At 43.7% G+C, this 20,977-nt stretch carries 13 protein-coding genes; 10 read left to right on the forward strand and 3 right to left on the reverse strand.

Going from position 1 to position 20,977, the window contains the following annotated elements; genetic code table 11:
* Nucleotides 1–66: 66 nt before the first annotated feature.
* A complete protein-coding gene (glnD, locus tag B2575_RS11695; RefSeq protein ID WP_296242211.1) occupies nt 67–2,829 on the reverse strand; it encodes a [protein-PII] uridylyltransferase in 2,763 nt (920 codons plus the stop codon).
* A gap of 215 nt (nt 2,830–3,044) precedes the next feature.
* Nucleotides 3,045–3,836 carry a type I methionyl aminopeptidase gene (gene map, locus B2575_RS11700; RefSeq protein ID WP_372815769.1) on the reverse strand — a complete coding sequence of 264 codons (792 nt, stop codon included), beginning with the start codon at nt 3,834–3,836 and terminating at the stop codon, nt 3,045–3,047.
* A gap of 298 nt (nt 3,837–4,134) precedes the next feature.
* On the opposite strand from map, the gene B2575_RS11705 reads away from it, so the two are divergent.
* The 10 genes from B2575_RS11705 to B2575_RS11750 all read left to right on the forward strand — a co-directional run bounded on the left by B2575_RS11705 (nt 4,135) and on the right by B2575_RS11750 (nt 19,753).
* Nucleotides 4,135–5,211: an esterase/lipase family protein gene (locus B2575_RS11705; RefSeq protein ID WP_296242214.1), complete on the forward strand. Its 1,077-nt coding sequence runs from the start codon at nt 4,135–4,137 to the stop codon at nt 5,209–5,211.
* Nucleotides 5,212–5,286: 75 nt separating this feature from the next.
* Entirely contained in the window at nt 5,287–6,402 is a 1,116-nt protein-coding gene (locus B2575_RS11710) for a lipase secretion chaperone (RefSeq protein WP_201605477.1), read from the forward strand.
* A gap of 321 nt (nt 6,403–6,723) precedes the next feature.
* A complete protein-coding gene (locus B2575_RS11715; protein ID WP_296242218.1) occupies nt 6,724–7,203 on the forward strand; it encodes an META domain-containing protein in 480 nt (159 codons plus the stop codon).
* A gap of 270 nt (nt 7,204–7,473) precedes the next feature.
* Nucleotides 7,474–8,478, forward strand: a complete 1,005-nt coding sequence (locus B2575_RS11720) for a Xaa-Pro aminopeptidase (RefSeq protein ID WP_296242220.1) — start codon at nt 7,474–7,476, stop codon at nt 8,476–8,478.
* Between the two features lie 182 nt (nt 8,479–8,660).
* Nucleotides 8,661–9,326 carry an OB-fold-containig protein gene (locus B2575_RS11725; protein WP_201540432.1) on the forward strand — a complete coding sequence of 222 codons (666 nt, stop codon included), beginning with the start codon at nt 8,661–8,663 and terminating at the stop codon, nt 9,324–9,326.
* A gap of 251 nt (nt 9,327–9,577) precedes the next feature.
* Entirely contained in the window at nt 9,578–11,656 is a 2,079-nt protein-coding gene (locus B2575_RS11730) for a flotillin family protein (RefSeq protein ID WP_296242223.1), read from the forward strand.
* A 301-nt stretch (nt 11,657–11,957) separates the two neighbouring features.
* Nucleotides 11,958–18,101: a DNA repair ATPase gene (locus B2575_RS11735; protein WP_296242225.1), complete on the forward strand. Its 6,144-nt coding sequence runs from the start codon at nt 11,958–11,960 to the stop codon at nt 18,099–18,101.
* A 213-nt stretch (nt 18,102–18,314) separates the two neighbouring features.
* On the forward strand, nt 18,315–18,566 hold the full coding sequence (locus B2575_RS11740; protein ID WP_226950249.1) for a DUF2256 domain-containing protein: 252 nt from the start codon (nt 18,315–18,317) through the stop codon (nt 18,564–18,566).
* A gap of 44 nt (nt 18,567–18,610) precedes the next feature.
* Nucleotides 18,611–18,763 carry a DUF2256 domain-containing protein gene (locus B2575_RS11745; RefSeq protein WP_193007892.1) on the forward strand — a complete coding sequence of 51 codons (153 nt, stop codon included), beginning with the start codon at nt 18,611–18,613 and terminating at the stop codon, nt 18,761–18,763.
* Between the two features lie 54 nt (nt 18,764–18,817).
* Nucleotides 18,818–19,753 carry an Abi family protein gene (locus tag B2575_RS11750; RefSeq protein WP_296242227.1) on the forward strand — a complete coding sequence of 312 codons (936 nt, stop codon included), beginning with the start codon at nt 18,818–18,820 and terminating at the stop codon, nt 19,751–19,753.
* Between the two features lie 257 nt (nt 19,754–20,010).
* On the opposite strand, the gene B2575_RS11755 is transcribed toward B2575_RS11750, so the two are convergent.
* Nucleotides 20,011–20,940: a bile acid:sodium symporter family protein gene (locus tag B2575_RS11755; RefSeq protein ID WP_296242228.1), complete on the reverse strand. Its 930-nt coding sequence runs from the start codon at nt 20,938–20,940 to the stop codon at nt 20,011–20,013.
* Nucleotides 20,941–20,977 lie beyond the last annotated feature (37 nt).

Below are 20,977 nucleotides of genomic sequence, written 5' to 3' on the forward strand. Positions count from 1 at the left end.
TGCCATCAATGAATGGATGATACACGCCGAGTATTTATCTTAGACTTATCTTGTAAGCCCATTTGTTCAATAACATTTGCTGTAAGCAGCAGGCTGCTCTCTTTGCATACTGAGACTGGACATCAAGGCGGATCGTAGTGCGTCAAGTCTAGCAGCAGATAGCGGTTCATCATTTTGATCGCTGATATAAAACATATCTTCTGCACGTTCGCCCAAAGTGGTGATACGCGCCGCATGCACCTCAATTTTCTCCTGCAAAAATACCTGTCCTACTCTTGCCAATAGTCCCGGCTGATCAAGGGTTTCTAAGCTCATAATATGCTGATCAGAAGCCTCATTAAACTCAAAATTAATCACCGTGGTCACTTCAAAGTGTCTAAGCTGACGCGGTATACGTTTATTGGTAAGCTTCAATACTGTCGGGTCTTTAAAGGCATTGATTAAGCGCTGTTTGAGCTCTTGTTGACTGCCCTCATCGACCAATAATGTGCCACTTGGATCGAGCAGTACATAGGAGTCCAAAGCAAAATCGCGGGTAGCAGTAATGATACGGGCGTCTAAAACATCCAAGTTCATTTGATCGAATACAGCCATGGTGACTGCAAACAGGTTCGTCTGATCTTGGGTATAAACAAAGACCTGTACCGCATCAAGGGCCAACTCACGATGCTCACGCAGTACCACCAATGGCGGGCTATCCGCATTAGAAGCAAGACCAATCGGCGGATGGTTCAAAATGGCCTCGGTATGCCATAAGATGTCTTCAGGAATTTCTCTCAAGAAATATTCATCACCCAAATCATCCCATAGCCTCAAGACTTCATCACGATTCATGTGTTGATTGTTGACATTATCGAGCATCGCTAAGGCTTGGGTTCGTGTCGCACTGATCATATCTTGGCGGTTAGTAGGTGCATCGATATCAGCGCGCAAAATGCGCCGAGTTTGTGAGTATAACTGTTTCATTAATGTGGCACGCCAGCTGTTCCACAACTGTGGATTGGTCGCATTCATATCCGCAACAGTGAGCACATATAAATGATTGAGGTGGGTGACATTACCGACTAAATTGGCAAAAATAGTGACCACTTCTGGATCTGAGATGTCTTTTTTCTGAGCAGTCATCGACATTAATAAATGATAGCGAGTCAGCCAACCGACCAAGTTGGCATCTGCCAGACTCATACCATGCGCCAAACAAAATTCAGTCGACTCGGTTTGACCAAGCTCGCTATGGTTGCCACCGCGACCTTTGGCAATATCATGGAACATGGCGGCCAGTACCAAGATTTCCTTGCGCTCGATACGCTGAAAGATAGAGCTGACCAGTGGGAAATCTTCATAAAACCGTGGGTCGGTGAAGCGATGCAAAATCCGAATCAAAAATAAGGTATGCGCATCAACCGTATAACGGTGAAATAAATCATATTGCATCAGACCAGTCACTTGGGCGAACGCAGGAATGTAGCTGCCTAAGACGCCATAGCGATTCATGGCACGCAGGCGATGAAACAGATAATTCTGCTCTTTTAAATTGGCTAAGAAGAGCGCTTGGTGAGCGGGGTTATCACGGTAGACTTGATCGATGCCACGCGCGGCGATTTTTAGCGCACGCAACGTATGAGTGCGCACGTTTTTGATACCGTACTGACCCATCAGTAAAAACATCTCTAGGATAGCATCGGGATGCTGAGCAAAAACCCGATGATGCGCCATGGCGATTTGGTCACCAACTTGGTTAAAGCGCGCATTGATTGGCTGCTTTTTCGGACGCTCATCATCAGGTAACTGAGGCTCTATAATCGTCTCGTAGTAGTGATTGGTCAGCATCTCAGACAGCGTTGATATCTGCATGGCACAGCGATAATAGTCACGCATAAAACGCTCGACCGCGGCATTTGGCTGATCGTCTGGCTGCGTCTCATAACCCATCAACTGGGCAATTTCACGCTGATAATCAAACAGCAGCTTGTTTTCGTTGCGACCAGTCAATACATGCAGATAATGACGTATTTGCCATAAATAACCTTCTGCAAAGTTCAGCTCATCGAACTCTTTTTCAGTCAAAAAGTTTTGTTGAACTAAGTCATACAGCTTACCCACTCGAAAATAGCGTTTGGTTACCCAACCGATGATATGAATGTCGCGTAGACCACCAGGGGCGGTTTTTATATTGGGTTCAAGGTTGTACTCGGTGGCATTGTGCTGTAAGTATCGTGCTTTAGCTTCTGCGATTTTTACTTCAAAAAACTCACGCGGCGACCACTGTTTATTGACAATTTGAACGGGCACATCCTGTAAAGCCTCATTACCAATTAATAGCCGAGCTTCTAGCTGTGCACTGGCAATGGTGTGATCGAGCGACGCCTCTAAAGCGTCATTAACACTACGTACCGAGAGAGCAGGCTCTAATCCGATATCCCACAATAGCGCCACCAACCGATCTATTTTCCCACTGGCATCAGCGCCAATCTCATCAGGAGAGAGCAATAAAATGTCGATGTCTGAATAAAGCGACAGCTCGCCGCGACCATAACCGCCTGTGGCAAATAAAGCCAAATCTGTCTTATCCAGCTCAAACCAGTTGAACAAGGCAATCAGCAATTCGTCAATCGCACCAGAGCGTGCCGCGACCAATTGACGAATATTGACACCGCGTTCAAGTGCACGGTTAATATCTTGATTAATTTGAGTCAACCAGTGAGGAATACCCAGTAGCGACTTTTCAGTGACAGGGGTGTCCGCTAGCAGTGATGCGTTTGTCGCTATATCCTTTGATAATAGAGGTAAAGGTGTCAGATCGATAGAAGCGACATCACAAGTAAACATGAGTGTTATCCCGTTAAGAGTTTTAAAATAAAACGTTTCAGCTGAAAAGCGTAGAATCACCAGTGTGCTGGTAGCTGACACAAGCCACAAATATAAGTTACCAATATAAGTTATTAAGTCATCAGAGTATAAAGATAAAAAGCGGGTGAGCACAATACTCAATACGACCTAATTATTGGCCAAAAAAAAGACCGCCTAGGCGATCTTTTTTGATATTACTGGGTCAAAAAACTCAAATCTTCTTCAGGGCGAGTGGTAAACACCTCACAGCCATTATCGGTCACGACCATCGTATGCTCCCACTGTGCTGACAGCTTACGGTCTTTAGTAATTGCCGTCCATTCATCAGGCAAAATCTTGGTTTGCCATGTACCTTGGTTAATCATCGGCTCGATGGTAAAGGTCATGCCTGTTTTTAGCTCAAAGCCTGTACCTTTTTTGCCATAATGCATGACTTGCGGCTCATGGTGAAACTCATTACTAATGCCGTGACCACAGAACTCGCGAACGATACTAAAACGCTCAGGCTCGACCACTGCTTGGATAGCAGCACCGACATCACCTAGACGCGCACCGTTTTTGACGACACTCATACCAGCATATAGGGCGTCTTGTGCCACTTTGCAGATACGTTGTGCCATGATAGAGCCGTTACCAACGATCCACATTTTTGAGGTATCGCCATAGTAGCCATCTTTTATCACGGTCACATCGATATTGATGATATCACCATCTTTGAGTAGCTTGTTTTCGGCTGGAATACCATGACAAACCACATGATTAATCGAGGTGCAAATTGATTTTGGGAAGCCATTATAGTTAAGCGGTGCAGGAATAGCCTGTTGCACATTAACGATATAGTCATGGGCGATTTGGTTAAGTGCCTCGGTACTGATGCCAACTCGAACGTGCTCATCGAGCATGACAAGGACATCACTGGCAAGTTTACCGGCCACGCGCATTTTTTCTATGGCTTCTGGGGACTGGATAAGGGATTTTTTAGTCATCATTATATTACTTATAGTTATGGAATTAATGGCTTGAATTATAACATAAATGAAGACGCTACTGTTTTACGTTAAGTGATAGTGAACCTATCATTATTATTGATAATAATTGCTTTACAGCGAAGTAGGAGCAGTTGTGACCCTCTAGTCACGATAATATATTCATATTTTGACAATTTAGTTGAATGTTACAGAAGATATAAGTAATGTAATTTTGCATGCTAAAGGAATTAGCAGCAATCTTTGCCGATATTATGAGGTAAAGATAATCAAAATTAATGATAACAAGGACGTTATTATGACGCTAAAATCTTCTCTAGCTTCGGCTTTCACGCCCAGCGCATTTCTCCCCTCACTTGGTGCTATCGGTGCCGGTGTACTCTTAATGGCTCTACAAACCACCTCGGCTCAAGCTGCTGGTCAATACTATAATTGTGCCAATTCAACCGGATGCAAGCTGGTCAGCAACAAATACTGGACGTCAAATCATACTGATACAAAATACCCAATTGTTATGGCACATGGTCTTGGCGGCTTCACTAACTTATTTGGGATTATCGACTACTTCAATGGCATTCCTCAAGAGTTGATGAAAGGCGGCTCAGAGGTATATACCACCAAAACGTCAGCCGTCAATAACAGTGAGATTCGCGGAGAGCAACTGCTGCAACAAGTCAAAACCATCACTGCCATTTCAGGTAAGCCTAAAGTCAATTTATTTGGACACAGTCAAGGCGGTATAGATATCCGCTATGTCGCTGGCGTCGCGCCAAAATATGTCGCATCAGTCACGGCAGTCTCAAGCCCAGAACAAGGGTCAAAAACGGCAGATTTTGTCAAAAACACCCTTGAGCCAAACAACACCACAGGTAATCCATCCAATGTCACAACACAGCTAGTCTCAGGCGTGTTCAATTTGATTGGTGGCTTTACAGACGTTGGCTCAGGTATCAGTTTTAAAGAGATACAAGAGCAAGATGGCTGGCAAGCGCTCGTGGCTTTATCAACTGATGGTGCTGCTAAGTTCAATGCCAAATTTCCCGCGGCAATGCCAAAAAACTATTGTGGTCAGCCGACCAGTACTGCTGTCAATGGTATCAAATACTATTCGTTCAGCGGGGTTGGGCAAATAACGAGCGCACTGGATCCTAGTGATTATCTATTAGCAGCAACGGGCGTACCGTTTGCAGGCGAGTCTAATGATGGGTTGGTATCTGCTTGCTCAAGTCGTCTTGGTTATGTGATTCGGGATAATTATAGAATGAATCATTTGGATTCAGCCGATCAAGTATTGGGTCTGACGGCATGGGGCGATTCTGAGCCAAAATCCATCTATCGTACTCAGGTCAATCGTCTTAAAAACGCTAACCTTTAATAATGTAAGCTTTTAATAACATACGCTTTTAAAAACATAAGCCTTTAAGCTGACTTATAAAAAGAACCCTCATCTATGTCGAATAATCGCCGCCCAGCCTATCTACCAATAGTTATAATCGCCGTGGTTAGCATAGCCATAACGGCGGCGGTGATTATGTGGTTCAAACCTGATAATACACGTATGGCTACAGCGCAACCAGTATCCAGTGCCCTCACTAGTGAGGCTGATGCTACTCTATCAACTGCGCTGGATAATGGCCAAGTAGTGCAAACAACTACTGCAAACCAAAACCAGTCTCTATTTGTCACTGGATTGGAGCGTTTGCCGCGCTCATTACAAGGCACGCAAATTGACGGCGAAATCATCATCGACGAAAATAAGCAGTTGGTCGTCACTGAAGGTCTACGGCGTTTATTCGATTATTTTTTGTCGGCGCTGGGTGAAGAAGATGAAGCGGTTATTTATGCCCGTGTCGAAAGCTATATTCGTCACCACACGCCAGAGCCAGCCGCTAGTCAAGCGGTCACTATATTTGACCAATATATTACCTATCTTAAAGCCATTTCTGAAATAGAAGAACGTTATGGCAATCTGCAATTACAAGCGGCAAAAAGCGGTGAGCTGGATCTGAATGTCGTCGCTCAGCAAAAGCAAGATGTAGCCAAGTTGCGTCAGCAGTATTTTACTAAAGAAACCATTACCGCCTTCTTTGGTGCAGAAGAGGAGTATGATGATTATAGTATGGAGATGGTCAGAATTAACCAAAACCAGCAGCTAACGGATGTGGAAAAAGAGGCAACACGGCAGAACTACATTAGCCGTATGCCAGATAATGCGCTCAAAGCTGGTATCACCCAGCAAGCCAATCTGAACGAGCTGATGAATCGCACAAAACAGATGCAAGCAAAAGGGGCAACGGCTCAGGAATTGTATAACATGCGTCGTGATCTGGTAGGTGCTCCAGCCGCCGCACGCCTCGCGCAAGTCGATGCAGAAGATGCTAACTTTGCTCAACGTTTCGACCAATATCAAGCTCAAAAACAGCGCTTATTAAGTCAAAGTGCAGATAAAACGCAAGCACAAACCCAAATCAATCAAATCGAACAGCAGCTATTTAGTGAGGCTGAACGCAAACGTTTGGTAGGCTATGCTGCTTTGCAACAACAGAACAGCGCCAATCTAGAGTAATGCCTAACATAAATAAGTAAAACGATAATTTTAACGAGAAATTGTCGGTTTTCAGAGTATATTCGAGAAGTTATAGAAAAAGTGTTAGCAGTTAATGTACCGTCTAACAATAGAGGTTAGCAAAAAGACTATAGAGCGCAACAAATAACAGGGTAATCATACACTCAATCTATAATGACAGTTAAGCTCCAGTTGTGCATAATGACCGCATTATTGAGAATAATGAATAAAACAGTAAATTAATCATAATAAAAACGAATGTTTAGGATAAGAGCTATTTTTTATTCTAAAAAAACCACTAGAGGAGTTTATATAAAAAACATGACTAAAATGATGATGGCAGCAACGCTTGCGGTAGGTACATTGGCTGCTGGTTGCCAAACCACCCCTAGCGTAACAGCGCCAGTGACTCAACCAATTACTTCTAATACGCTACAAGCATATGATTGGCAGCTAGTTGACGCAAAACGCAGCAATGGCGACAAAGTTAGTCAATTGTTCTTTGATCCAGCGAAGCCATTGACGCTAAAGTTCTTCAAAGATAGCGGCAGTGACCGTGTGACCTTTATGAACACCTGTAATAACATGGGCGCTGACTACAAGGTTGTGAATGGCAATGTCGTATTAGGCAACGTTTTATCTACTATGATGGCATGCCCTGAGCCACAAGCAAGTTTTGATACGGCGACTTTAGCGACCGTACAAGGTAAATATAGCATCAGTAAAAATGCCAATAACACGCCTATCTTGACCATTACCAATAGCAATCAAGTTGCCCATTTCAAAGCCGTTTCTAAATAATTTAGTCATTACAAATGGTTTTTGAATAGTCTTTGCTAAGAGCAAGGTTGAATAAAAGCAATGTTCTATAAAAGCCAGATGTACTTTTAAAAATGCCTCACTATCTAGTGGGGTATTTTTTTGTCCAAAATTTGGCATGGTTTACGCTACACTGTCATTTGCTATTAAGTAAAGTCTTTAGGCTAGGATATTTTAATGCACTCAATCTTTTAGCCTTGATTGTCAAGATTCTCAGTACGCAATAATCAACACTTTATTGGACGTTATTTTATGTCAAAAATGCTTGTATCAAAATCATCTGTCAATATAAGAACGATAAGTAATATCACCGCACTAACGACTTTTATTCTGTTGACGGGTTGTCAGACCTTGCCTAGTACGATGTCTAAAACGATGCAAGCACCTGCTAATAATATGAGTGCGAGCAATCCACTAACGGTGCAAATGTCAGCGATAGATCGGCAAGGGCGCATTGCTTATGTCGAGGAGCAAGGAATCGGAGCTGCAAAGATATCGACGCTTTATAGCATTCGTCCTGATGGTAGTGATCGTCAGTTAATCGATCAGCTTAATGGTTATATTTATGCGCCAGCGTGGTCAGCTGATGGGCAACTGCTGGCATATAGTAAACAAGCGCCGCGCCAGCATCCTAAGATTTATATCTATGATCGCAAAAGCAACATCCGCAACCTTGCGGTAAATGCTGAAGGCAGCAATATGTCAGCGTCGTTCTCACCTGATGGGCAAAAACTCCTCTATAGCTCAACTGTCGGCGGCAATGCTGATATCTATGAGATGCGTCTGAGCGACGGTAATACCAAACAGTTGACTACATTATCAAGCACTGAGGTACAGCCAAGCTACGCCAGTGATGGGCAAAGCTTTGTCTATACCAGTGATAAAGTCCGCGCTGGACGCCCACGTATCTATCGCTATAACTTCGAGACTGCTAGTGCCGCGCCTGTGCTAACAAGTGGCTATGTCGCCAGTCCGCAACTAAGCTTGGACGGTCAGCGTATGGCCTATCTCAATGGTCGAAAGGCCGCCGTTATGACGCTGGCTACAGGGCAAGTTATCAATCTAGCAGAGACTGGACTTGATGAACCAGCGCGTCTGTCACCATCTGCACAGTATGCTGTCTATCCGACAAAGCTTTCACAAGTGGGCGGTCAAAATGGCGGCAGCTTGGTCATTCACTCATTATCTGGTAATACAAGTTATGCGATTGGCAGTAAGGTGGGCGGAGTTGTGCGCTCGCCGATATGGGGACGCTAAAGGCAAAACCTATGTATTATGTAGTGGAATGTATATATAATCCTTGATAAAGCAACATAAGTTGATTTAAAAAATGTAAACTTGGCAGCATTAATTCGATTGAGCATCATCCACATAATACCAATTTGTATAACCAAGTCATTGAGCTAATAGGTTAGGTTAGCAAAAGGAGAACACGCGCAATGCAAGAAGCTTTTTTAGTCTTTATCACTAAAATCAGTTTATATCCCACGATTATTTTTACGGGGCTTGTGATGTTCGTCACTTTATATTGGGTTGTGTCTTTACTCGGCATGGCAGATATGGATAGCGTAGACCTTGGTGAGTCAGGCGGTGATGCTGATGTCTCTACCTTATCATCGACTGGTTTTTTTACAGGTCTCATGCTCAAATTTGGTCTTTACGGTGTCCCTTTAATCATCATACTAAGCTTAATTAGCTTGATCGGTTGGTTGCTTAGCTATTTATATACCAGCCTTTTACACCAATATTTCGATTCTGGCGTTCTATATTATTTATTCGGTACAGGGGCGCTCATTTTCGTATTGGTCGTCTCTATGTGGTTGACAGGTATTATTATTTCGCCGATTCGCAAAAATATCGCCAAAATTCCCAAACGTAATTCGTCTAATAATGTGGGTAAGATCGCTGTTGTGCGTACGCTTAGTGTCACAGATAAACATGGCGAAGCAGAGCTAAATGATGGCGGTGCAGGATTGATATTAAAGATTCGTTCAGACACCAATGATGGTTTGCTAAAACAAGGCGATAGAGTGATGTTGATAGAGTATTTAGACGAAGCCAATACCTATCGAGTTGCTGTCGTCGAAGATAAAAAAATATTGTAAAAGTATGAATACAACTAATTGTTTTTAGAAGTGATTGATTGTCAGAAATAGCAAGTTTTTAGAAATAGCACGAATCGTTTTAAATTTGGTTATAGTCGGTTCAAGGTAATTCAGATATATCGAAGGCGAATGACAGGGCTATAAAGCACACTTGCTATAAACAGTGCCATAGATAGTAGAGTTAGCAGGCCTGATAGCGTATCTGATTTATATTGAATGGATTATGGAATGTTTTAATTAAAGGAATGAATATGGACACACTCATTATCGTCGGCGTGGTTGTAGTGCTGGCGTTTGTTTTTATGATGGTCGCACTATTGATGCTCAAGGCCTTTTATTTTAAGGTCGAGCAGGGCAAAGCACTCATTATTAACGGTGTGAGTAAAATTGCCGTACGTTTTGATGGTGGTTTTGTTTGGCCAGTCATCAACAAAAAAGAATTGATGCGCATATCGCTCATCACGTTAGAAGTGGACAGACGCGGTAAAGAAGGTTTGATTTGCGCAGACAACATGCGTGCTGATATCACCGTGGCATTTTATTTACGCGTCAATGAGACCGAAGAGGATGTGCTAAAAGTCGCTAAATCGGTTGGTGTAGAGCGCGCGTCAGACAAAGTCGCTGTCAACGAGCTGTTTAATGCTAAGTTCTCTGAAGCGTTGAAAACAGTTGGTAAGCAGATTGATTTCGTCAAACTGTTTGAAAACCGCAGCGAGTTTCGTGACAGCATCGTTCAAGAAATTGGTAACGATCTGAATGGCTATGTCTTAGAAGATGTGGCGATTGATTATTTAGAGCAAACGCCAAAAGCGTCACTAGATTCAAGTAATATCTTAGATGCTGAAGGTATCAAAAAGATTACGCAATTAACGGCCTTTCAGAACGTCATCACCAACGAGCTTGAGCGTGATGAAGAGTTGGCGGTTAAGAAAAAGAATGTCGAAACCAGAGAGGCAATGCTAGAGCTAGAGCGTCAGCAAGCCGATGCCGAAGCCAAACAGCAACGTGAAATCTCGTCAGTGATTGCACGCGAAACGGCTGAAACCCGCAAGATTGAAGAAGAAGAGCGTAAAAAGTCTGAAACGGCTGTTATCTCGGTTGAGCAGGATTTGGCGATTCAACGTGAGAATCAGCAGCGTGAAATCGAAGTAGCAGGTCAAAATCGTCTGCGTGCAGTCGTCATCGAAGAAGAAAAAGTCACGCGTGCTCGTGATTTAGAAATTGTCTCTCGTGAGCGTGAAGTTGACTTGCAACGTATCGAAGCTGAACGCGCGATTGAGCTTGAGAAAAAAGAAATCGCCAACGTCATTCGTGAACGTATCGCAGTGGACAAAACCGTTGCGCAAGAAGAAGAGCGTATCAAAGAAGTTCGCGAAATTAGCGAGGCTGAGCGTTCTAAGCAGACACGTGTCCTAGCAGCAGAAGCCGATGCGGAAGAAATCAAAGTACGTCAGGTGAAAAAAGCCGAAGCAGAAGAGCTATCTGCCAAGCACAAAGCCGTCGAAATCACCACATTGGCTGCTGCTAATCTTGAAGCATCCGCCAAAGATTCAGAAGCCAAAATTAAAATGGCCGAAGGTATCAAGGCAGAAGAGTCGGCACATGGCTTCGCTGAAGCAGCTATCCAAGAAGTCAAAGCGGCTTCTTTGGAAAAAGAAGGCATTGCGAAAGCCAATATTATTAGAGCGACTGGACAAGCTGAAGCGCAATCAGAGCGTGAAAAAGGCATGGCAGATGCTGAGGTTATCGCGGCTCGCGGTGAATCCAAGGCAAAAGCTGAACGTGATATCGGTATGGTCGATGCAGAAATCATCGCCGCTCGCGGTGAATCTACTGCCAGAGCTGAGCGTGAAAAAGGCATGGCAGATGCTCAAGTCATCGCGGCTCGTGGTGAGTCAAACGCCAAAGCAGAACGCGAAGTTGGATTGGCAAAAGCCGAAGTTACTCGCGCACATTTCCAAGCCGAAGCAGATGGTCTGGTCGAGAAATTCAATGCCATGGGTAGCATGAGCAAAGAGGCACGTGAGCACGAAGAGTTCCGCATGAGTCTTGAGACAGCCTTGCAAGAAGCGCTTGCCTCAATTGATGCTGGTAAAGAGATTGCGAAAGAAAATGCTGAAGTATTGGCAGTTGCGTTACAGAAAGCCAAAATCGATATTGTTGGCGGTGAAGCGCATTTCTTTGATAACTTTGCCAAGTCACTGTCTATCGGTAAAGCCATTGATGGCCTAGCGGGTAAGTCAGACACTTTGAGCGGTATCATCAATGGTGTGATGGCCAGTCAAGCCATAAAATCAAACCAGAAAAATGATGATAAAACGACTTATTAATAGGGTCTAAATCTCTAGTGTTATTGGGCAAGTATTAGTAAGCAAGTTTTTATCTAACAGTATGAATGAGTAATATTTTCTAAAATAAAAAATCTGTCGTGTAGGCGGCAGATTTTTTTGCTAACTCAGGGTGATTCGGAACGACGAATCATGATGAGTTGGTTAATCTAAAAAAATAGCAGTGACGACTCGTTTTTTTAGATTAGCCAAGTGCTTCTTTATCAAATGCCTTAATATTTCCTTATTTTCTCTATTGCCCAAAATTCTCTTATTATGTAAAAACAGAAACGGACGAGCAACGATGGCGGATACGCAAGCTTCAAAAAACTCAAATAGCAACGATAATAATAGCGCTAATCAAGCCAACCAAACCGATCAGGCAGTTGCCTCGGGCAATGCTTATGAGCTCATCAAAAAACGTCTGACCGAACAAGGCAGCCGCTTAGAGCAGCAGACGGCAACACTAAATAATGCGCGTCTCGAAGAGTTTGGCAGTACCCAGATGCAAGTCATTGCTCGCACTCGTATTCGCACCGAGTACAACTGCGTGGCACAAGATATGGTGCAGGTCGGCGATTATCTGCTGTTTGGCTACAACGTTTTTATGGGGCTCAAACGTGCGAGTAATATTAAAGACGTATTGTCGTTATATCGTCTGAACGAGCCAGTTGGTAATGAAGAAGAGTATCAGCTCGAAGAAGTAGACCTAAAAGGGACTTTTTTGGCTCAAGATGCCTTTGTCCAAGACTTTAATGAGCTGTATCGATATTATAAGCAAACACGCCTGATTCAAATAACGATGAAAGACAGCAAATTGCTGTTGGCGTTTCAGATTGGCGAGCGTATCACCGATATTCGAGTGTTCCGCTTTGCGTTAGATTTTAGCCAAGGCACACCAGAGTCGGCGCAAGTCGCTTATGTGGACAACCGAGGCGAGCGTGATATTGAACTGCCGCCTGCTTATGATTTTGACTGGATTGATACCACCCGCGATCAAATGGTGAATGGCAAATATCCGCATATGAATATCTTAGACACGATATTCGTGGAAACGGTCGGTGGCGATTTGACCATTAAGATTGAGGACAATACGCAGTCCGGTCAAGGTATTTATAGCGAACCAGTCAATGACCGTACCCAGTCGCTTACCGATGCCGAGATTGCGTATGCCAAAGTCGGCAGTCTAATACTGCTTAAAATATTGCCTTATCGTGAAGAGGACTACCGTTATTTCGTTTATAACACCTTGACCGAAGCGGTGCTGCGTTTGGATGCGATTGGACAGTCGTGTGTTCAGCTACCAGAAGACCACGGCATCATGTTTCCGGGTGGTTACTATCTACAGACGGGTGAGTATAAGCTATTCGAGGCCAATAACGTTGGCGCTACTGACTTACGGTTTAAGCGTAAAATTGTATCGCCGAATGGTGAAGATGTTTTATTCTTATTTTACGACAGAGACTTGGGCGTCACGGGGCTGTTTCCTTATAACTTGATTAAAAAGCAATTGGCAAACCCTATCTATTGCAACGGTATGGCCTTGGCTGAGAATGGCCGTTTGGTGCTGTTTAGTGACCAAAGTGAGCCATCTCGTATTCATCCAATGCAGATATGGCACACGCCTTATGCCTCACACGAGTATGTGAGTGAGCTGCCAGAGAGCACGAGTTTTTATGGCAAAATCGGTAATAAAGAATTGGTGCGCGGTATTTCAGATCTGTATAGCATTACTCGCCTGATTGATAATCAAAGCGTCTCTCAAAAGCTCTATGAAGAGCTTACCAATAATACCAGCCGACTCTTTGATAGCTATTATTGGTTGTCTGAGCCTGAACTGAGCGAAGTCGCCAGTAGTATTAAAGAAGTGACAGCCACGGCTGAGCTGGTGATTGATGAGTTCGCCAAAGTACAAAGTATCCAAAAGCAAACCCAAACTGCGCTAGCCGATGCGGATACGCAGCAAAGTGAGATTTTGCGGCAGATACGCGTCACTAGCTTTGAGTCTGCCAGTGATTATGTCGATCAGTTGTCAGCGTTAAGACGCCAAAAAGGCCGTTTGGTAAGCTTGGAAGATTTGCGTTATCTGGATGCTGATAAGTTACAAGCATTGCAGACGCAGTTAGAAGAAGCCGAAAGTGAACTGGCTGAAAAAACCGTGCTGTTTTTAAGTGGTGAAGAGGCGCTTTCAAGTTACGAAGGCATATTGGTCGATGTCAGTGAGCGCTTAAACACCGCAGAAACCAATGCTGAGCTAAAACCTGTACTAGAAAAAATCGATGAGACAGTGCAAGGGTTAGATCTGCTAACTGAGCTATTAGGCACGTTGGATGTGGCCGATGCCACGGTACGTACTCAAATTATCGATGACATATCGACCATTTATGCGAGCCTAAACCAGAGCAAAGCCAAGCTCAATCATAAACGCAAAAATCTAGGATCAGCGGAGGCCGTGGCGCAATTTGGTGCGCAGTTTAAGCTGTTTGGGCAATCTATTGCCAACGCCTTATCCATTGCCAATACCCCTGAGAAATCAGATGAGCAAATGGCAAAATTGCTAGTACAGTTGGAAGAGTTGGAGAGTCAGTTCGCTGATCCAGAGACCAACAGCGGCGATCAGTTTTTAGCCGACATCATCAGCAAGCGTGAAGAGATTTACGAGACCTTTGAAAACCATAAGCAGCAATTGCTTGATGCTCGCAACCGTAAAGCGCAAAACTTAGGTGATGGTGCGTTGCGGATGCTTGAGAGTATTAAAAAACGCACGCAAAGCACAGGTGTCACGGGATTTACAGAAGAGGAAGCATTAAATACCTACTTTGCTGCTGATGGTCTGGTGCAAAAAGTCCGCAACATCGCAAAAGAGCTGCAAGCGATGGGCTTTAGCGTCAAAGCAGATGACATCGATGCCCGCCTAAAAGCCATCCAAATCGAGAGCTATAAGAGCTTAAAAGACAAGTCGGACTTGTTTGAAGATGGTGGTCAAATCATCAAACTGGGCAAGCACCGTTTTTCAGTCAATACTCAGCCGCTGGATTTGACCTTATTGAGTCGTCAGCAGTCAGATGGCAAGCGCGTGCTGAACTTGCATCTAACGGGTACCGACTATTATGAAGTGCTCAATAATACTGAGCTGAACGCCTTGCGCCCGTACTGGGACATGAATATCGCCTCCGAGTCTGACAAGGTGTACCGCGCCGAGTACTTGGCGTATAGCATTATCGAAAGTGCCAAAAACAGCCAAGAGGGTTTGACGGAAGCGCGTCTATATCAAGCATACGATGCGACTGTCATTACCCTTGATGTGAATGGCGATATTGATAATGACAGCCCCTTGTCCAAACTGGTCAAAGCTTACGCGACCCCTCGCTATCAGCTCGGCTATGACAAAGGCATTCATGACCATGATGCCACGCTATTACTGATGCAAATACTGCCGACTTTGCGCGAGGCAGGACTGCTGATTTATACCCCGCAAGTACGTGCCTTGGCGCAGTTATTCTATTGGCAGCTGAATATCGTACAAGCACTGGGCTTAGATAGCTTACGCCAGTTCGGTTATGACGCTTGGTTAAATGAGTCCGTGCTGACGCGCGCGAGCAACTGGACGGATAGAGCTGCGACCGCCGAGCAATTGCGCCGTGCCTTGGGCAGTGATACGGCTAAGTCTTTACTAGTTGAAGATATGAGCGAAGTGATGCATGACTTTGTCGCCGCTCATAATGATGACAATATTGGTGGTGATACCGGTGCTAGCGTTGATAAAGGCGCTAATATCTTCAAACCAAGCTATGTCCAGCTTGCCTGCGAATATTTGGTTAGCGTGATGGGGCAGTCGGCTGAAACCAATGCAGGCGCAAACATCACAATAAATTGGCAAACCAGTCAACAAGCGCAGCGGTTGTGTGAACAGCTAAGCCAAACGCTAAATAGCGCTTCAGGCAGTATGCAAGCGACAGTGAGTTTTGATCAACTACAGTCTTCTATTAGCAAGCTTGGATTCCAACCCAAATCAGCCTATGAGCTATTGGCAACCTGGTTCCATGCATTACTTGAGAAAACTTACGGTGGGAATGAATCGGCTAACGTAGCGACTGATGGCACCAACGAAGCAGGTGAGGCGCTCAGCGAAACTCAGCTGGCCGAGATTGAAGAACAAAACGCGCTACGCAAGCAGCATTTAGAAAGTGGCCGTCATTATGTGCCGGAGGCGATAGCCGTTTTACTTACTCAATTGAACGATGCCCAACGTGAAGCCTTGGTACAGCGCCTGATTGATTCAGGTGCTAGCTTTGATAAACGGATGGGTGTTAAAAGGTCAGGCAGTACAAGCGCAAGTACCACGCCATCTGCCTTATCATTTTCCTCAATCACCTCGTCGCCAGCTTCATCGACGACATCATTGACCAGTATTAATAACCCGCTCAATCAAGTGCAAAGCTTTGAGCGTAGCACGGGTAAGGTATCGCTTGAAATACAGGTTAATAACTTGCTAGGTGAGCATACGCGTATCCATCAGCAGACTTTAACCTTTGCCGTCGATGATTTTTTAAATCGTCTGCATCATCATGATACTCAAGTTATCCCTGCGTATAGACGTTATCTGGCCATGCGCTCAGAGATTTTACATGAGTCAAAGGAGACGTTGCGACTGGATGAGTTTATGCCGCGTCCATTGTCCTCATTTGTGCGTAACCGTCTGATTAATGAGAGTTATCTACCACTCATCGGTGACAATCTTGCCAAACAGATGGGCACGGTTGGTGAAGATAAGCGTACCGATTTGATGGGTATTCTCATGATGATATCGCCACCAGGGTATGGTAAAACCACTTTGATGGAGTACGTGGCAAACCGTTTGGGTTTAATCTTTATGAAGATTAACTGTCCGTCACTTGGTCACGACGTAACGTCTTTAGATCCCGAAAAAGCGCCCAATGCCACCGCACGAGAAGAGCTGAATAAAATCAACTTAGCTTTTGAGATGGGAAATAATGTCATGCTCTATCTTGATGATATTCAGCACACACATGCGGAGTTCTTGCAGAAGTTTATCTCACTCGGTGATGGTACGCGCCGTATCGATGGTGTTTGGCAAGATAAAACCAAAACTTATGACATGCGTGGCAAAAAGTTCTGCGTGGTCATGGCAGGTAACCCATATACCGAGAGCGGCGAAGCCTTTAAAGTGCCAGACATGCTCGCCAACCGTGCCGATATCTACAACTTAGGCGATATCATGAGCGGCATGGAAGAAGTGTTTGCGCTCAGTTATATCGAAAACTCTCTAACTTCTAATACTGTCCTCGCACCACTAGCCAACCGTGATTTAGCGGATGTCCATCGTCTCATTAAAATGGCGAAAGCGGACAATGCGAATCTCGCCCAAGCCCAAAGCGGTGATTTGACGTATCCATATAGCACTTCAGAGATTAATGAGATTGTCGCGATCTTGCGTCATATGTTTAGGGTGCAAGAGGTCATTCTAGACGTCAACCAAGCGTATATTGCCTCGGCCTCGCAAGATGATAAGTATCGTGTTGAACCGATATTTAAGCTACAGGGCAGTTATCGTAATATGAACAAGATGACCGAAAAGCTGTCGGCGGTCATGAATAAGAGCGAGCTGAATCAGCTGATAGATGATCACTATCTGGGCGAGTCACAGCTATTGACCCAAGGGGCAGAGAGTAACTTGCTCAAGCTTGGCGAGATGCGCGGTGTATTGACCGAAGCAGAAACAGATCGCTGGGCGCAAATCAAAGCTGACTTCTTACGTAACAAAGCCATGGGCGGTGAAGATGGCGACACGGGCGCGCGTATCGTTGCGCAGTTGGTCGACTTGGCCAGTGGCTTCAATGCCATCAGTAGCCAGTTTGAAAAATACTTGACGAAAAATGATCCTGAGCAACTCGCTCGCTTACGAGAGGCAGGACAACAAGCGCAACTCGATGCGCAGCTAAACGGCCAATTAGAGGCACAGAAAATCCTTGCCGATAGCGTGATCAACAATGCCAAAGTCGTCAGTGACAGTATCGATAATGGCTTTGAGAAAAGTCTGAATCAGCTGATGCAAATATATAAGCATGATCACAATGCTGAAAAGGCAGAAGGCGAGTATCTTAAGGAAAACCAAGACGTACAAAAAGCACTGATGGTGCAGCTGGTCAATGCCGTTGAAGAGCTAGCACAGAAAATGGCGAATAGCTTGTCTAGTAGTCTGACTGAGAGCCTGATTAAGAATGAAGAGCATCAAACCGTAGATAGCGATGCGCCTGACATCACTCAGCAGACCGCACTTATGGCAAACGCATTAAAAGAGGCGCTTGCACCGCTGACGATGCGGATGGATGAGAAGCTGGCGATTGATACCAGTACCGATCAATCTGGCAAGCTCATCGTTAATAGCCTCAACAGACTTAATAAAATCTTTGATGATTATGATTAATAACTACTGATTAATAGCTGATGATTAGTCACTACTGGTTAACAGCTATGATTGATGGCTAACGATTAAGCGTTAATGCTTAATTATTAAGGCTTATGAGCAATGCTGATGACTTGCACTTATGAATAGCACTATAAATAGGGCTTATGATTTAAGAGACAGTGGTAATATAGTCGGCAACAGCTACTTTGGATACAATGACGGCGAGTAAAGTTGCTACAAACAGTAGGTGAAGCGAGCTTGACACCGTATCCGATGGTAGTGAATCGACTATATCAAACCAATGAGAAAATTATGGCGCACAAAAAGAAGAACGTTCGCAAAAAACTTTGCCCTGTCTGCGAGCGTGAGTTTAGCTGGACTAAAAAGTTGGATAAAAACTGGGAGAGCATGGTCTATTGCTCCGACCAATGCCGCCGCGTTAAAAAGTATGAAGGGCTAGATCATCAAAAAGAAGATAACTAGGCATTAACCATAGATATTAGATATACGGCACAAGGGGGCATATGATGGCACATAAAAAAGTAAACTTACCGCAAAAAACTTGCCCCGTCTGCCAGCGCCCGTTTACGTGGCGTAAAAAGTGGGAGAAGGATTGGGAGCAGGTGATTTATTGTTCTGAGCGGTGTCGGCGAGGTGAAAAGGTAAGAGTAACTAAGTGATTATCTACTTTTTAAAAGCCAAAAAATTAATCTACTCTAAGATTGGGTCTCAATATGTCATCTCACACTAATGAAAAACGCTCTCTAAAAATTTGGAATACTTTTGAGCAACAGTTAAATATTTTGCAAAGTAGAGGATTAGTTATTGAGGATTTTGAACGTTCCAAACATTATCTTTCATGCATAGGTTATTACCGTTTAAGTGGCTACTGGTATCCTTTTCGTTTGCCAATTAGTCATAAAAAACGAGATGATTTCTTCGTAGAAAATACATGTTTCAATGATGTGTTAAATATTTATCAGTTTGACAAAAAGTTGAGATTGATATGCCTAGATGCGTTAGAGCGTATTGAAATGGCTATTAGAACTGAAGTTGCGTATCTATTGGGTCGTTCAGACCCTCAAGCTCATTTGTATGGAAAATTCTTAGATGGAGATTTTACAAGATATGATAAACGTCTTGGTAAATCTAAACATGAAATTTGGTTAGAGCGTTATCATCAACAAATCAAGCGTTCCAAGAAACAGGCATTAATTCAGCATCATCTTCAATATTACAATGGCATACCTATCTGGGTAGCAGTAGAGGTAATTGATTTTGGTTCTATATCTATACTGTATTCAGGACTTAAATATAAGCATCGTCAGCAAATTGCAGAAAAATATGAAACTAGTGAGGATGTATTTACGAGTTGGATACATTCATTAAATATCGTCCGGAATATTTGTGCTCACCACTCTAGACTATGGAACACTAATATACCTAAGCCAGCTAAAAAATCAAAAGATATAAAACCTTGGCATGACTTAGATAGAAGGAAGATATTTTTCTACTTATGTCTTATGAAGCATTTTCTAAGTATTATAAATCCACGTGCAACATGGGATAAGCGAGTTGAGTTATTACTCTTGAACTTTCCAATAGTTGCCAATGAAGCGATTTCTGAGGAAGACATGGGATTAAAAAGTTGGGAAGATTGGAACTTGTAAAGTATTGAGACAAAAGAAGACCGCCACATTTCTTATCGAGACATGCTCAGTAAGTAGAGGTGGCGGTGCTGTTGAGCGCATTATACCTAAAATTTATAGTAAGAGCAAGAAGAAAATGAACTGTTTGCTAATTCGAGTTTAAACGTTTTCCAGAGTTTTTTGTACTCTAATATCAATATTATTTATCCAACTAATCTTAAATATTTTTATCAAATTTAAAGTATTTATAATAAGGCCGCAACTTATAAAACAAACACTCACTTAGCATCTTTTTTAGCAAAGATATTCGCAACTAACGCACCACTAAAGTTATGCCATACACTAAAGATTGCGCTAGGTAAGGCCGCGACAGGGTTGAAATAAGTTGCCGCAAGGGCAGCGCCCAGACCAGAGTTTTGCATGCCCACTTCTATCATAATCGCGCGGCGTTGTCTCTCCGTAAAGCCAGACAAACGGGCGATCAAATACCCCAAGGCATAACCGGTAATATTATGTAAGGCAACCACGATAAACACGATAGCACCGCTGTCTAGAATAGTCGCTTTAGACACGGCAACCACCGCCGCTATAATAATGGAAATACCCAATACCGATACCATTGGTAATACCTCGGTGACGAAATCGATTTTTTTACCCAAAAATTTATGAAAGATAACACCTAGCAATATGGGCAAGATTACGATTTTTGTAATGGTTATCATCATACTGGCCAAATCGATATCAATCAGCTGACCCGCAAAAACACTGAGCAGAATAGGGGTCAGAAAAGGTGCAAGTAGGGTAGAGATAGAGGTAATCGCCACACTCAATGCCACATCACCTTTGGCTAAGAACGTAATCACATTACTAGACGTACCGCCAGGGCAACAGCCAACCAAGATGACACCGACCGCGATTAAAGGATCAAGGTTGAAAATGACCGTTAATAGGTAAGCGATCAACGGCATGAGCGTGAACTGTGCCAACAATCCTACCAGTACAGGTTTAGGTCGTTTGACAATCTCTAGGAAATCTTCAGTCTTGAGCGTCATGCCCATCCCAAACATAATGATGCCAAGTATGGGAACGATCAAAAAAGCCAACGAGGCAAAGAATTCAGGAAAAATAAATCCCAAAACAGCACTGACCAGTGCCCAGATTGCAAAGGTTTTGCCAATCCAACTAGAAAGTAATGCAATCTGATTCATAGCCTGTCTCACAAAGATAATAATAATAGAATAGACA

The sequence above is a fragment of the Psychrobacter sp. UBA6739 genome (genome assembly GCF_002453835.1).
Classification (GTDB): domain Bacteria; phylum Pseudomonadota; class Gammaproteobacteria; order Pseudomonadales; family Moraxellaceae; genus Psychrobacter; species Psychrobacter immobilis_A.